This window comes from Solwaraspora sp. WMMD1047 (genome assembly GCF_029626155.1).
Classification (GTDB): domain Bacteria; phylum Actinomycetota; class Actinomycetes; order Mycobacteriales; family Micromonosporaceae; genus WMMD1047.
On sequence record NZ_JARUBL010000001.1, the window covers coordinates 3,953,744 to 3,967,908 of the forward strand.

Below are 14,165 nucleotides of genomic sequence, written 5' to 3' on the forward strand. Positions count from 1 at the left end.
GCGCCGGTCGGCGGGACCGCTAGCAGTTCCGCAGGAACCGGTCGAGCACCCGCACGCCGAACTTTAGCCCGTCGACCGGGACCCGCTCGTCGATGCCGTGGAACAGCGCGGAGAAGTTCAGGTCGGCCGGTAGCCGCAGCGGCGCGAACCCGAAGCAGCGGATCCCGAGCTTCTGGAACGCCTTGGCGTCGGTGCCGCCGGAGAGCATGTACGGCACCGGCCGGGCACCGGGGTCCTCGGCCCGCAGGGCCGCCCCCATCGCGTCGACCAGGGCGCCGTCGAAGCTGGTCTCGACGGCCGGCTGGCGCTGGGCGTACTCGATCTCGATGTCCGGACCGACCACCTCCCGCAGCTGCCGCAACAGCAGCTCGGACTGGCCCGGCAGGCTGCGGCAGTCGATGGTGGCGCTGGCCCGACCCGGAATGACGTTGTCCTTGTAGCCGGCGGCGAGCCGGGTGGGGTTCGCGGTGTTGCGCACCGTGGCGCCGACGATGTTCGCGATCGGGCCGAGCTTGCCGATCGCCGCCTCCGGGTGGTCCGGGTCGAACTCGATCCCCAACAGGTCGCAGACCTGCTCCAGGAAGGTCCGCACGGTCGGCGTGATCACCAGTGGGAACCGGTGCCGGCCCACCCGGGCGACCGCCTCGGCCAACGCCGTCACCGCGTTGTCGTCGTGCACCATCGACCCGTGCCCCGGCCGGCCCCGGGCGTGCAGCCGCAGCCAGTCAATCCCCTTCTCCGCCGTCTCGATCAGGTAGAGCCGCAGGTCCTCGGTGACCGAGTAGGAGAAGCCGCCAACCTCGCCGATCGCCTCGGTGCAGCCGTCGAGCAGGTCCCGGTGGTGGTCGGCGAGGAAGTGTGCGCCGTATTCACCGCCGGCCTCCTCGTCGGCGGTGAACGCCAGCACCAGGTCGCGCGGCGGTCGCACCCCGGTGGTCTGCCACTCGCGGACGACCGCGAGCACCATCGCGTCGAAGTCCTTCATGTCGATCGCACCCCGGCCCCACAGGTAGCCGTCCCGCAACTCGCCGGAGAACGGGTGCACCGACCACTCGCTGGCGTCGGCCGGCACCACGTCCAGGTGACCGTGGACCAGCAGGGCGCCCCGGCCGGGGTCGGTGCCCGGGATCCGCGCCACCAGGCTGGTCCGCCCCGGCGCCGACTCGCGCAGTTCGGCGGCGACGCCGACCTCGGCGAGCTTGCCGGCGACGTACTCCGCCGCGACCCGCTCGCCGGCGCTGCTGGCGGTGTCCCCGGTGTTCGTGGTGTCGATCCGCAGCAGGTCGCGGCAGATCCCGACGACCTCGTCGGTGGCGGGGGCCGGAACCGGGGGACTGGTCATGCGGTTCTTCATACCAGCGGTGCCGGTTTCGGCGGCGGCCGGGCCGGGTACCGATCGCACGCGTCGGCAGCGGTCGGCGCCGCCGAGACCGAGGAGGGTGACCGTGCCCGTACCCCTGCCGCCCCTGCCACCGGCCCCCGGCGACGACGAGGAGTACCGCCCCGGCGGGCGCAGCGTGGTCGACCTGCTGGCCGAGGAGCACGCCCGAATCGGCGGGCTGCTGCGGGAGCTGGCCGACCCACGGCTGCCGGCGCAGCGGCGCAGCCAGGTGGCGCAGGTGCTGACCGCCACGGTGTCGCGGCACCTCTCCGCCGAGGAGCAGTACCTCTACCCCGCCATGCGGGCCAGCCTGCCCGACGGCGGGCCGCTCGCCGACCGGGAGATCGCCGCCGACACCGAGGTGCTGCGGATGCTGCGGGACCTGGCCGGCACGGCACCCGAGGACCCGCGGTTCGGCGGGCTCGCCGACGACCTGGGCGGCAAGCTGCGCCGGCACGCCGACGCGGCCGACCGGGAGATCTTCCCGGTGCTGCGCGAGGTCGCCACCGACGCGGAGCTGATCCGGCTCGGCAACCGGGTGGAGATCGCCGAGGAGGCCGCCCCGACCCGGCCGCATCCCGGACATCCGGTCAGTCCACCCTGGAACCGGGTGGTCGAGCCGGCGCTGGGCGTGGTCGACAAGGTCCGGGACGCGGTGACCGGCCGCCGCACGTACGTCGAGGACCTCGGCAACCGCCCGCAGCCGCGATAATTCCGGACCTTCGCCCATAACATCCCCAGTCCGCCCGAGGCGGCGGCGGACCGGCCGTACCGGCGGGCCGTGGAACCGTTCCCGGCGGCGAGGTGTCCGTTCGGTTGCTATTCATGTTTCCTTTGGGGGATCTTTCACTGGCCGAAGGTCTTCCCGTGGATCCCTTTCTGGTCCTACCGTCACGCTATGAACCTGGAGCTGCGGCACCTGAAGGTGGTGTGCGCCATCGCGGAGACCGGCAGCGTGACCAAGGCCGCGTCCGCGCTCGGGCTCGCCCAGCCGGCCCTCACCGCGCAGCTCCAACGCATCGAGCGCACCCTCGGCGGGCCGCTGTTCGAACGCGACCGGCGGGGCGCGCGGCCCACCGCGCTGGGCGAGCTGGTGCTGGCCCGCGCCCGGGTGCTGCTGCCGGCGATGAAAGGGCTACAGGACGAGGCCGCCCGACTGGCCGGGGCCGGCACCGCGATGAGCCAGTACCGCTTCGGCGGCGTGAACAGCCCGATCCTCGGCCGGCTGGTGCACCGGATCGCGGCCGACCAACCGCACGCCCAGATCAGCACCTACGCCTCCTGGTCGGTCGACGAACTGTCCCAGATGGTCATCAGCGGCCGGCTGGACTACGTGCTCTCCGGCGTCTGCGGCGACGCCACCCCGTCGGCCGAATTCGGGCTGACCTGGCGGGCGGTGGCCGTGGACGCGGTCTTCGTGATGCTGCCCGAGGGGCACCCGCTCGCCGCCGACGACGAGGTGCACCTGGCCGACCTCGGCACCGAACGGTGGGTCGCCGCGCCCGGCGACGGCTGTTTCGGCGACTGCTTCGCGGCCGCCTGCGCACGGGCCGGCTTCACCCCGCGCAAGGTGTACGAGACCGACGTGCGCGGCTGCCTCGACCTGGTCGACGCCGGCGAGGCGGTGGCGCTGTGCCAGGCCACCTTCCGGCCGGTGGCGGGCCTGGTGACCCGGCCGCTGGCCGGCGCCCCGTTGCGCTGGCGGCTGCTGCTCGGCTGGCACCCGGACGCGCCGGCGGCCCGGATCGCCGGACGGGTGGTGGACCACGCGGTCTCCGCGTACAACGATTCGCTGGCCCGCAATCCCGGTTATCTGGCCTGGCTCACCCGCAACCCCAACTTCGGTGCCCAGCAGATGATGGCCGCCTGAACGCCGCTGGTCACGGGCCGGTCGGACCCCTGGCGGTATGAGCAAACTGGTATCTAGCTGCGTCGATTATCGACCGTTAGGTTAACCGTGCCCTGTCCGATCCAGGGCCGGCAACGCGCACCCGGCGGTCGACGCCGGCTGCCGGTCCTGACCCCCGGTCGGCAGGGCACCGGCCGCTGCCGCCCGCCCGGTCCCCGAGCCCGGGCGGGCGTCCGGTGGCATCCGGAGCGACCCCCACTCCGACCGCGGCGCCCACCCCCGGCTCCGCGCCATGCTCTGCTCCCCGAAGGAGACAACCGATGAAGCGAAGACTTGCCGCGGTGGCAGCGGTGATCCTGCTGCCCGCGGGTGCGGTCGCGGCCGTGGCGCTACCGGCACTGGCCGCCCCGGACACCGGCTTCACCGCCACCGGCGTCGGCGCGGACGCCGCGTCCCCGCAGATGCTCGCCGCGATGCAGCGCGACCTGGGGCTCAGCGCCGACCAGGCGAAGTCCCGGATCGCCCGGGACGACAAGGCCAGCCGCACCGACGTGGAGCTGCGCAAGGCCCTCGGGTCGGCGTACGCGGGCTCGTGGCTGACCGCCGACGCCACCAGCCTCACGGTCGCCGTCACCACCGACGCCGCGGCGCAGCGGGCCCGCGCCGCCGGCGCCCAGGTCCGCCTGGTCGACCGCGGAGCCGCACAGCTCGACGGCGTCAAGGCGTCGCTGGACCGCAGCGCCGCGAAGGCTCCGGCCGCCTCGATCCCCGGCTGGTACGTCGACGTGGCCACCAACACCGTGGTCGTCCTCGCCAAGGGCGGTACCGCGGCCGCGACCGCGTTCGTCAAGGCCAGCGGCGTCGACGCCAAGGCCGTCCGGGTGGTGGCCAGCACCGAGACACCGACCACCTACTACGACGTACGCGGCGGCGACGCCTACTACATGGGCGGCCGGTGCTCGATCGGCTTCTCGGTGACCGGTGGCTTCGTGACGGCGGGGCACTGCGGCACCACCGGCACCGCGACCCAGGGCTACAACAACGTCTCGCAGGGCACCTTCCGGGGTTCGTCCTTCCCCGGCAACGACTACGCCTGGGTGCAGACCAACTCCAACTGGACCCCGCAGCCGTGGGTGAACAACTACTCCGGCGGCAACGTGACGGTGGCCGGTTCCACCGAGGCCGCGATCGGCGCCTCCATCTGCCGGTCCGGCTCGACCACCGGCTGGCGCTGCGGCACGGTGCAGGCGAAGAACTCGACGGTCAACTACCCGCAGGGCACGGTCTCCGGTCTGACCAGGACCAACGCCTGCGCCGAGCCGGGCGACTCGGGCGGCTCGTGGCTCTCCGGCCAGCAGGCCCAGGGCGTCACCTCCGGCGGCTCGGGCAACTGCAGCTCCGGCGGGACCACCTACTTCCAGCCGGTCAACGAGATCCTGTCGGTGTACGGGCTGACCCTGCGGACCTCCGGCGGCGGCGGTCCGACCACCCCGCCGCCCACCACCCCGCCGCCGGGCGGCAGCTGCTCCGGCACCGCCTACAGCGGATCGCTGTCCAGCGGCGCGAGCCAGTACCAGCCGGGTGGCAGCTACTACTACTCCTCGGCCTCCGGTGTGCACCGCGGCTGCCTGGACGGCCCGAACGGTGTCGACTTCGACCTCTACCTGCAGAAGTACAGCGGCAGCAGCTGGGTCACCGTGGCCCAGGGCATCACCTCCGGCCCGGACGAGACGGTCAGCTACTCCGGCACCGCCGGGTACTACCGCTACCGGGTGCACGCCTACAGCGGCTCGGGCAGCTACAGCCTGACCATCAGCCGACCGTGAACGCCGGTCCGGCCGGGGCGGCGATCCGCCCCGGCCGGACCGTTCCAGCTGGCCCGGTCCGGCCGGATCCGGGCCGGGCGACCGGGTGCGAACCGGCGCGGACCGGGTACCGACAACCACATGACCGACCTGATTCCACCCGCCGACGACGCACCCGCCGATGACGCGCGGGCGGACGGCGCGCAGGCCGACGGCGCAGGCGGACTGGACGCCGCCCGCCGGATCGCCGCCGCGCACACCTCGGCCTCCCGGGATCTGGAGGCGTTCCTGCGCCGGGTGCCGGCGACCCCGACCGCCGCCGACGTCGCCGAGTACGCTGCCCTGCTCTCCCGTGAGGACGCGGTCCGCGCCGACCGCGCCGCGGCGGCCGACGCCGCCGGCCTGGCGACGCCCAGCCTCGGCACCGAACGCTGACCGATCGACCGCGCGGCCGCCGACCGGGCGCACCGGCCCGCACACTGGACCACCTGGCCGACCGCCACCGCCACGCGCCGGCCGGCTAGCTCTCGTTCAGCGGGTCGTGGCCCAGGTCGAGCAGCGCGTGCCGCCACTGGTCGTCCTCCGCCGCGCCCGATGGCCGGGTCCGGAGCAGGCGGTCGATCCGGTCCACCGCCTGGCGCATCACCTCGATGTCGGCCCGGGTCAGGTCGACCTTGCGCTTGCGCAGCACGGCCAGGATCTGCCGGCCGGGCTCGGGCAGGTCGAGGTCGGGATCCTCGGTGAAGGCCCGCTCCCCCGAACCCTGGGTCAGCAGCCAGGTGCGCAACTGCTCCGAGCTCATGGTGACCCGACTGTGGAAGTCCTGCCAGAGCAGCTCGACGTCCGGCTCGACCCGCTGGTCGCGGACCATCACGCCCGCCCGCGCGGTGGACCCGACCGGTCCCGTCGGCCGGCGCCGTCGCGGCGGGCGCCCCCGGCGTGGCCGGCGCCGGTGCCGCGAGCGGCCCCGACGCGACGGGCGGTCCCGCCCCGCCGGCTCGTACCGGGTGGCGGATCGGCGTCCGCCGGACCCGCACCGACCCGCGGCGGACGCAGCACCGCGTCGGTCCCGGGACTCTTCTCCCGCTCTTCCTCCGGCTCGCTCACCTCGGCTCCTCTCACTCGACCGTCACTCACCCGCCGCCGCGGTCGCCGGCCGCCGGGCCGCCGGCCGGTCGCCCGGGACAACCTCGAACGTCAGCGCTGCCTCCCGGACGTCGACGACGACCCGCTGCCCGGGCGAGAGGGAGCCGTCCAGCAGCATCCGGGAGAGCCGGTTGTCGACCTCGCGCTGGATGGTGCGGCGCAGCGGCCGGGCCCCGAACTGCGGCTGGTAGCCGTTCTCGGCCAGCCAGTCCACCGCGGCCCCGGTCATCTCGATGCCGATGTTCTGGGCGTGCATGCGCCGACGGGTCTCCTCCAGCAGCAGGCCGGTGATCTGCCGGAGCTGCTCGGCCTCCAGCCGGCGGAAGATGATCACCTCGTCGATGCGGTTCAGGAACTCGGGGCGGAAGTGCTCCTGCAGCCGGCGCATCAGCCGGTCCCGCAGCTCGCTGTTCTCCTGGTCCGCCTCGTTGCCCTCGCCGCCGAACCCCACGCTGCGCTGGCTGCCGGTGATCAGCTCGGAGCCGAGGTTGCTCGTCATGATCAGAACGCTGTTCCGGAAGTTCACCGTCCGGCCCTGGCTGTCGGTCAACCGCCCCTCGTCGAGCACCTGCAGCAGGATGTTGAACACGTCGGTGTGCGCCTTCTCGATCTCGTCGAGCAGCACCACCGCGTACGGCCGACGGCGCACCGCCTCGGTGAGCTGACCGGCCTCCTCGTAGCCGACGTAGCCCGGCGGGGCGCCGACCAGCCGGCTGACCGTGTGCCGTTCCTGAAACTCCGACATGTCCAGCCGCACCATCCGGTCCGAGTCGCCGAACAGCGCCTCGGCCAGCGCCCGGGCCAGCTCCGTCTTGCCGACCCCGGTCGGGCCGAGGAACAGGAAGCTGCCCATCGGCCGGTTCGGGTCGGCCAGGCCGGTGCGGGACCGCCGGACCGCCTCGGCCACCGCGGTGACGGCGTCGTCCTGGCCGACCACCCGCTCGTGCAGGTGGCTCTCCAGCCGCAGCAGGCGGTCGCGCTCCTCCTCGGTGAGCTGGCTGACCGGGATGCCGGTGGCGCGGGACACCACCTCGGCGATCTCCTGCGGTCGTACCCGGGGCACCTCGTGCGGGCCGTCGCCACCGCGCGCCTCCTCGATCCGGCGCCCGATGGCCTGCAGCCGGTCGCGCAGGCTCGACGCGCGTTCGTACTGCTCGTCGGCGACCGCCTGCTCCTTCTCCCGCTGCACCTCCTCCAGTTCGCGCTCCAGCTCGCGGACGTCCCCGGCCGGGGTCCGGGTGCGCAGCCGGACCCGGGCGCCGGCCTGGTCGAGCAGGTCGATCGCCTTGTCCGGCAGGAACCGGTCGGTGACGTACCGGTCGGAGAGTTCGGCGGCGGCGACCAGCGCCTCGTCGGTGAAGCGCACCTGGTGGTGGGCCTCGTAGCGGTCCCGCAGGCCGCGCAGGATGGCGACCGTGTCGTCGACCGTCGGCTCGGGCACCAGCACCGGCTGGAACCGGCGGGCCAGCGCGGCGTCCTTCTCGATGTGCCGGCGGAACTCGTTGAGGGTGGTGGCCCCCACCACCCGCAGCTCGCCGCGGGCCAGCGCCGGCTTGAGCATGTTGCTGGCGTCCATCCCGCCCTCGCTGCCCGACCCGCCCGCCCCGACCAGGGTGTGCAGCTCGTCGAGGAAGACGATCAGGTCGTCGCCGTGCGACCTGATCTCGTCGAGCACCTTCTTGAGCCGCTCCTCGAAGTCGCCCCGGTACCGGGTCCCGGCGACCAGGCCGGCCAGGTCCAGCTGGACCACCCGCTTGCCGAGCAGGGTCTCCGGCACGTCGCCGTCGGCGATCCGCTCGGCCAGGCCCTCCACGATGGCGGTCTTGCCCACCCCGGCCTCGCCGATCAGCACCGGGTTGTTCTTGGTCCGGCGGGACAGGATCTCCACCGCCTGCTCGATCTCGTCGGCCCGGCCGATGACCGGGTCGATCTCGTCGGCCCGGGCCAGGTCGGTCAGGTCCTGCCCGTACTGGTCGAGGGTGGGCGTTCCCCGATCGGGTTTGACCCCGCCCGAGCCGTTGCGTTCCACGCTCGCCGCCTGCAGGGCCTGCGGCTGGATCCGGCCGGCGGCGAGCATCCGGCCGGCGGGCGATTCGGGGTTCAGCGGCAGCGCCATCAGAATGTGCTCGGGGCCGATGTAGGAGGCGCCCATCGCCCGGGAGAGCTGGTGCGCGTCGAGCAGCGCCCGCTTCGCGGCCGGGGTGAGCGACATGTTCGCCGGTACCTGGCCCTGGGGCGCCGGTTCGTCGACGCGGCGGGCGCCGCCGAGGGCACCGAGCAGCGCGTCCGGGTCGGCGCCGGCGCGCCGGATCAGGTCCTTCAACGGCTCCCGCTGCAGCGCCGCCCAGAGCAGGTGGTCGGTGTCGAGGTCGTTGCTGTTGGCCTGCGCGGCCCGGCGGGCCGCGTCGGCGAGCATCTCCCGGGCATCGGCGGTCATCAGCCGGGTGATGTCGACCCGCTGACCCGGTCGCCGCCCCTGCCCCCGCCCGAAATAGCGGGCCAGGAACTCGTCCCACGGGTCGGTGCCGTAGTCGCCGGGTCCCTGCGTCATTGTCGTCTCCCTGTCGGCGCGCGGCACGGGGGTCGGCGTGGGCTACCCGGCGGAGGGTCCGACAAACGTGGCCGGCCCGCGGGGTGCCGGTCGACCGGGCCGTCCGGCGCCCGTGGCAGGCTGCGGTGATGGACCTTCCGCCGTTGCTCGTCGTGGATGCCGCAAACGTGATCGGCTCCCGGCCGGACGGCTGGTGGCGGGATCGGGCGGGGGCGGTCGCCCGGCTCCGCGACGAGCTGGCCGGCGTGGCGGCCGGCGGCCTGGCCGAGTTGCCGCCGCCGGTCGAGGTGGTCCTGGTGACCGAGGGGCGGGCCCGGGGCGTGCCGGCGGTGCCGGGGGTGCGGGTGGTGCCGGCCGCCGGGTCCGGCGACGACGCCCTGGTGACCGTGGTGGCGGCCGAACCCGATGGCCGCCGCATGCTGGTGGTGACCGCCGACCGTGAACTTCGGGGTCGGGTCGCCGTACTGGGTGCCCGGGTCGAAGGCCCGGGCTGGCTGCGCCGGGCGCTGGTGACGGGCCGTTGACGGCCGACCGCCACCAGTTGGCGGGATGGTCCGGCCAACTGTCGGAGATCTGACTGTTGCTTGCTGCGCCGCATCTACCGGCCGATCCGTCCCCGGCCGCCGGCGGGCCCGACCGGGTGGTGGATCGGACAGCCAGGTAGGAACCGCCCAGGGGGAACGTCGAGGCCAGAACGGGATAAGCTCTAATGGACCCTCCCCGCTCCCAGGAGGTTATGTCGTGGCGACTGTCGCCGAAGTGAAAACGGCTATCGATGCCGCGCTTCAGCAGATCGCCGATGTGCAGGCCGCGGTCCAGGCCGCCACCGAACGGCTCGGCGAGGCGCAACAGACGCTCGCCGGGGTGCTGGAGGGCAGCGGACACGAGACCGTCGACGCGGCACAGGCGTCCCTCTCCCAGGCCAACCAGGAGCTGGAGGACTGTCTCGCCGCGACGTTGGCCGCGGTGGAGCAGGCCCAGCTCTACGTGGCGACGCTCTAGCGCCGATCATGTCGCTGATCGAGGAGCTGGCCGCGCAGGTCCGGGCCGCCGCCGAGGAGCTGCCGCTGCCCCAGGTGATGAAGGCCCTGGAACACCTGCAGGCGGCGTCGGACCGGCTGCGGTGGGTCCGGCAGGAGTCGGTCAGCCCGATGGGCGTACCGGAACTCTCCGCCGCCACCGAGCACGCCGAGACGGCCGGACACGCGCTGCGGGTCGCCCAGGAGCAGTTCGCGGCCTACCTCGCCGCCATCGGGATGGGTCAGGACCGGGCCGGGCGCGGACCGGCCGGTGACCCCGCCGACCGGAACCGACCGGAAGCGAAATCGGAATCGGACGACGAACCGCCGGTCCCGGTGGCCGGCCCGGCCGCTCCCGATCCGGTACGCCGCTGGTGGCCGAGCCGGGTCGCCGAGCTGACCGGCCGCACCGACGAGTCCACCGTCAGCCGCCCCGCCGCGGATCGGCCGCACCGGGCGCAGACCGCCGACGAGCTGCTGCGCCGGGTCGCCACCGCGATCCGCTCCGGCGACCGGGGGCGGATGCACGCCGAGCTGAGGGACGTCGACGCCGACGTCGGCCTCGGGCTGGCCGCGGTCGCCCCGCCGCTGCTGCGCGAACTCGCCACCGAGCTGCTCGGCGCCCCGCCCCGGGCGGCGGACCAGGCCCGGCTCCGCCGGGCCGCCGGGGACCTGCGCGACCTGCTTCCCGGGCTGTCCCCGGCGGTGCTCGACACCCTGATCACCCGGATCTGCCGGATGCCACCGCCGCAGCAGCCCAAGGAGCGGACCCATCCGGCCGATCCCGCGGTCGCCGGTGCGGTCTTCGCCGGGCTGCTGCTGCGGCGGCTCGGCCAGCCGCCGCCACCGGCGGGTCGGCCGGCCAGTCCCGCGGCCACCGGCCGGCCGGCGCCGGTCGGTGCCGATCGCGGCGGCCGGTCGGTGCCGCCCGGTCGGCCGGCACCGGCCGGCGGTGACCGGGCCGGCCGGCCGGCCACGGTCGGCCCGCGACGGCCGCCGGCGGGCACCCAGCCCGCGCGGGAGACCCATGGCTGACGTGCGGACCCAGCTCGTCACCAGGGTCCGCGGCATGCTGTCGCACGCGCTCGGTGCCGCGCGGCAACGGCAGGCCGTGGCCCGGTCCGAACTCGACGCCGCCCGGGAACGGCTGGCCCGGACCAGCCGACTCGCCGCCCGGGTGCCGGACCGGGTCGACGCCGAGCGGCGCAAACGGATCGACGAGATCAACTCGCGGTCCGCCGCGCAGCTCACCGAACTGGCCGCCCGCGCCGCCGAGGCCGCCCGACGGCAGGCACCCGGCGCCGCCGGCACCACCTGGGACAGCTGGCGCCCGACCCCGGCGGTCCGCGCGGAGCCCCCCGGTGAGCTGCGGATCGGGATGGTCGAACTCAGCGGCGCCGAGCCGCCACCCGCCCTGGTGCCGCTGCTGGACCTCGGCCACGTGCACGTCTCCGGCGCCGACCGGGCCGGCTGCGACGCCGTGGTCTCCACGCTGCTGCTGCGCGCCCTCGGCCGGGCCGCACCGGGCGCGCTGCGGTTGACCGGGTACGACCCCGAGCACCTCGGCGGCGGACTGGCCGGTTTCGCACCGCTGGCCACCGCGGGGTTGCTCACCTTCGTGGGGCCGGGCGGGCTGGGCCGGCTCCTCGACGACCTGGTCGACCAGATCCGGCGGATCAACGAGACCGTGCTGGCCGGTGAGTACGGCTCGCTGCGCGAGCTGGCCGCCGCCACCGGCCGCCGGCCCGAACCGTGGCGGGTGGCGGTGCTGCTCGGCGGCGACGAACTGTCCCGGCACGAACGCGGACAGCTCGACCGGGTGGTCCGCACCGGCGCCGCCTGCGGAGTGCACCTGGTGGTGCGCGGCATCGCGCTGCCCGACGAACCGGCGGTGCACCGGATCGTGGTCGACCCACGGCTGACCCGCCTCAGCGGCTGTCCCGGGCTGGCGGTCCGGCCCGACCCGGCACCGCCGGCCGCGCTGGTCACCGAGACCTGCCGGGAGGTGGCCGCGCACGTCAACGCCGGGCCGGCCCCGGCGCCCTTCACCGACCTGCTGCCGCCCCCGGACCGGATGTGGCAGGACGACTCGGCGACCGGTCTGACCGCGCCGATCGGCGACGGACCGCAGGGCCGGCCGGTGCTGTTGACCCTCGGCGACTACCCACCGCACGCCCTGATCGGCGGGCCGTCCGGCACCGGCAAGACCAACCTGATCTTCGCCTGGATCGGTTCGCTGGCCGCCCGCTACTCCCCCGCCGAGCTGGAGTTCTATCTGCTGGACTTCAAGGAGGGCGTCTCGTTCGCCCGGCTGGCCCAGGGCCGGCGGGACCCGAGCTGGCTGCCGCACATGCGGCTGGTCGGGATCAACGTCAACACCGACCGGGAGTTCGGCCTGGCCCTGCTGCGGTTTCTCGCCGAGGAGCTGCGCCGCCGGGCGGACGCCGCCAAGCGGCACGAGGTGACAAAGCTCGCCGAACTGCGCGCGGTGGACCCGACCGGCCGCTGGCCCCGGATCGTGGCGGTGGTGGACGAGTTCCAGATGCTGCTGGCCGGCCGCGACGCGGTGGCCCGGGAGGCGGCCGAGCTGTTGGAGGACCTGGCCCGGCGGGGTCGGTCCCAGGGCATCCACCTGGTGCTGGCCTCCCAGGACGTGCGCGGCATCGAGGCCCTCTGGGGGCGGCCGGCGCTGGTCGCCCAGTTCACCCTCCGGATCGCGCTGCCGAAGGCCCTGCGCATCCTGGCCGAACGCAACGACGCGGCCCAGGTGCTCCCCCGCCACCACGCCGTGGTCAACGCCGAGTCGGGCCTGGCCGAGGGCAACCAGGTGGCGCGGATCCCGTCGGCCAGCGACTGGGAGACCTGGAGCGAGTTGCAGCACCGGCTCTGGCGGATGCGCCCGTCCGACGCCGCTCCGGCGCGGCTCTTCGACGGTGACGCCGTGCCCCGGCTCGACGACGCGCCCGACTTCGCGGCGCTGAGGCCGCCCGCCGCCGCGGACGGGACCAGGCCGGGTGGGCGGCCCGACGGCACCGGACGGGGGCCGGTGGCGCTGCTCGGCGAGATCATCGACGTCCAGGCCCGGTCGGCGGTGCTGCGGCTGCCCCGGGCGCCGGGCCGCAACCTGGCCGTGCTGGGCACCCGGGTGGAGGAGGCGTGCGCCGTGCTGGACGCGGCCGCCCGCTCACTGGCTCGCCAGCATCGGCCCGGGACCGCGCGCTTCTCCATCGCCTGTCTGGACCCGGACGCCGACCCGGCCGCCCGGGCGCTGTACGACCGGCTCGGTCCCGACGCCGCCTGGTACGACGAGGAGACGATGCCCGAGCTGATGGCCGAGACCGCCGCCGGGCTGGGCTACGGAGCCACCCCCGGCGAACCGCACTATCTCCTGCTGTACGCCGTCGACGCGGCGGCCGGGCGGCTCGCGTCCCGGGTCGGCGGCCGGACCGGTCTGGAGCACCTGCGCCGGATCCTGCACGACGGACCGGAGCGGCGCAGCCACGTGCTGGCCTGGTGGCGGGGGGTGGCGCGGATGCGGGCGGACCTGGGTGGACCGGCGTCCCGCACGGATCAGATCGGGGCCTGGGTGGCGTTGGACGTGCAGGGCGGTGAGCTGGGCTCGAACCTCTACCCGGGCTCCGGCGGGCCGGACTGGTACCCGCGTCCGTGGCGCGGGCTCTTCTTCGACCGGGCCGTGCACCGCACCGGACAGGTGATCATCCCGTACGGTCCGCCCCGATGAGCGACAGCTACCGCGACCTGATCCGCCAGCTCGCTGAGGTGAACGCGCGGATCGAGGCCCAGATCGCCGAGGCGGACGACTGGTACGCCGACCAGTGTGGCAAGGCCGAACGCGCGGTGCGGGAGGCCACCGACACCGTCGGTCGGGCCGAGGCGGAGCTGGCGGCCGCCCAGGAGGAGGTCGAGTCGACCACCGCGGAGGCCGCCCATCTGTGGCAGACGCTGCGCGGCCGGTTGGGCCCGGCCGCCCGCCGGGCCGGCACCCCGCCGGTGCCGGTGCCCGGCGCCGAGGCCGATCCGGCCACCCTGCTCGACGGCGTCCGTGACCTGCTGGAACGGACCCGTCAGCCGGGTGAGCTGGCGGGCTCGGCGCAACCGGTGCTGGCCCTGTGCGGGGCGCTGGGCGCCGCCGCCTCGTTCGGTCTGGGGCTGGCGGCCCGGGCGGTCGGCCACCGGTACGGCGGCGATCTGGCGGTGGGGATGCCGGTGGTCGCCCTGGTGTTCACGCTGCTCGGCCCGGTGGTGGGGCTGGCACCGGCCCGGTTGTACGCCGACCGCCGGCACGCCGGTCTGGACATCCGGGCGGTGCTGGTGGTGCTGATCGCCGGCCTGCTGACCACCGCGACGCTGCTGGTTCTCACCCGCTGACCGGCCGCCGGCCACCACGGGTTCC

General features: G+C 74.8%; 13 protein-coding genes. 9 read left to right on the forward strand and 4 right to left on the reverse strand.

Translation table 11 applies throughout. The annotated features are described in order from the left end of the window. Positions 1-19: 19 nt before the first annotated feature. Entirely contained in the window at positions 20-1,342 is a 1,323-nt protein-coding gene (locus O7627_RS17975) for a M20/M25/M40 family metallo-hydrolase (protein ID WP_278094676.1), read from the reverse strand. A 103-nt stretch (positions 1,343-1,445) separates the two neighbouring features. On the opposite strand from O7627_RS17975, the gene O7627_RS17980 reads away from it, so the two are divergent. The 4 genes from O7627_RS17980 (at position 1,446) to O7627_RS17995 (ending at position 5,470) form a co-directional block, all read left to right on the forward strand. Further along, positions 1,446-2,093 (forward strand): hemerythrin domain-containing protein, encoded by a 648-nt coding sequence (locus O7627_RS17980; protein ID WP_278094677.1) that lies wholly within the window; start codon positions 1,446-1,448, stop codon positions 2,091-2,093. 186 nt (positions 2,094-2,279) lie between these two features. Next, positions 2,280-3,251: a LysR family transcriptional regulator gene (locus O7627_RS17985; protein ID WP_278094678.1), complete on the forward strand. Its 972-nt coding sequence runs from the start codon at positions 2,280-2,282 to the stop codon at positions 3,249-3,251. Positions 3,252-3,550: 299 nt separating this feature from the next. Then, positions 3,551-5,056 carry a S1 family peptidase gene (locus O7627_RS17990; protein ID WP_278094679.1) on the forward strand — a complete coding sequence of 502 codons (1,506 nt, stop codon included), beginning with the start codon at positions 3,551-3,553 and terminating at the stop codon, positions 5,054-5,056. Positions 5,057-5,176: 120 nt separating this feature from the next. Beyond that, positions 5,177-5,470, forward strand: coding sequence for a hypothetical protein (locus O7627_RS17995; RefSeq protein WP_278094680.1), 294 nt, complete (start codon positions 5,177-5,179; stop codon positions 5,468-5,470). Between the two features lie 85 nt (positions 5,471-5,555). Here O7627_RS17995 and O7627_RS18000 read toward each other — a convergent pair whose 3' ends face one another. From O7627_RS18000 to O7627_RS18010, 3 genes are read right to left on the reverse strand one after another with little or no spacing between them, the layout of a single operon-like run. Then, on the reverse strand, positions 5,556-5,906 hold the full coding sequence (locus O7627_RS18000; protein ID WP_278094681.1) for a DUF3140 domain-containing protein: 351 nt from the start codon (positions 5,904-5,906) through the stop codon (positions 5,556-5,558). Next, the gene (locus O7627_RS18005) at positions 5,906-6,142 is read right to left on the reverse strand and encodes a hypothetical protein (RefSeq protein ID WP_278094682.1); all 237 of its coding nucleotides are present in this window, start codon (positions 6,140-6,142) and stop codon (positions 5,906-5,908) included. Before O7627_RS18005 ends, O7627_RS18000 begins: the two co-directional genes overlap by 1 nt. A 22-nt stretch (positions 6,143-6,164) precedes the next feature. After that, on the reverse strand, positions 6,165-8,732 hold the full coding sequence (locus tag O7627_RS18010) for an ATP-dependent Clp protease ATP-binding subunit (RefSeq protein ID WP_278094683.1): 2,568 nt from the start codon (positions 8,730-8,732) through the stop codon (positions 6,165-6,167). Positions 8,733-8,860: 128 nt separating this feature from the next. Here O7627_RS18010 and O7627_RS18015 point away from each other — a divergent pair, with 128 nt between their 5' ends. The 5 genes from O7627_RS18015 to O7627_RS18035 all read left to right on the forward strand — a co-directional run bounded on the left by O7627_RS18015 (position 8,861) and on the right by O7627_RS18035 (position 14,140). Next, positions 8,861-9,256, forward strand: coding sequence for a hypothetical protein (locus O7627_RS18015; protein WP_278094684.1), 396 nt, complete (start codon positions 8,861-8,863; stop codon positions 9,254-9,256). A gap of 217 nt (positions 9,257-9,473) precedes the next feature. Beyond that, positions 9,474-9,734: a hypothetical protein gene (locus O7627_RS18020; RefSeq protein WP_278094685.1), complete on the forward strand. Its 261-nt coding sequence runs from the start codon at positions 9,474-9,476 to the stop codon at positions 9,732-9,734. 8 nt (positions 9,735-9,742) lie between these two features. Further along, positions 9,743-10,786, forward strand: coding sequence for a hypothetical protein (locus tag O7627_RS18025; protein ID WP_278094686.1), 1,044 nt, complete (start codon positions 9,743-9,745; stop codon positions 10,784-10,786). After that, on the forward strand, positions 10,779-13,493 hold the full coding sequence (locus tag O7627_RS18030; protein WP_278094687.1) for an FtsK/SpoIIIE domain-containing protein: 2,715 nt from the start codon (positions 10,779-10,781) through the stop codon (positions 13,491-13,493). The genes O7627_RS18025 and O7627_RS18030 overlap by 8 nt, the downstream gene beginning before the upstream one ends. After that, positions 13,490-14,140, forward strand: a complete 651-nt coding sequence (locus tag O7627_RS18035) for a hypothetical protein (protein ID WP_278094688.1) — start codon at positions 13,490-13,492, stop codon at positions 14,138-14,140. Before O7627_RS18030 ends, O7627_RS18035 begins: the two co-directional genes overlap by 4 nt. The last annotated feature ends 25 nt before the right edge of the window (positions 14,141-14,165 follow it).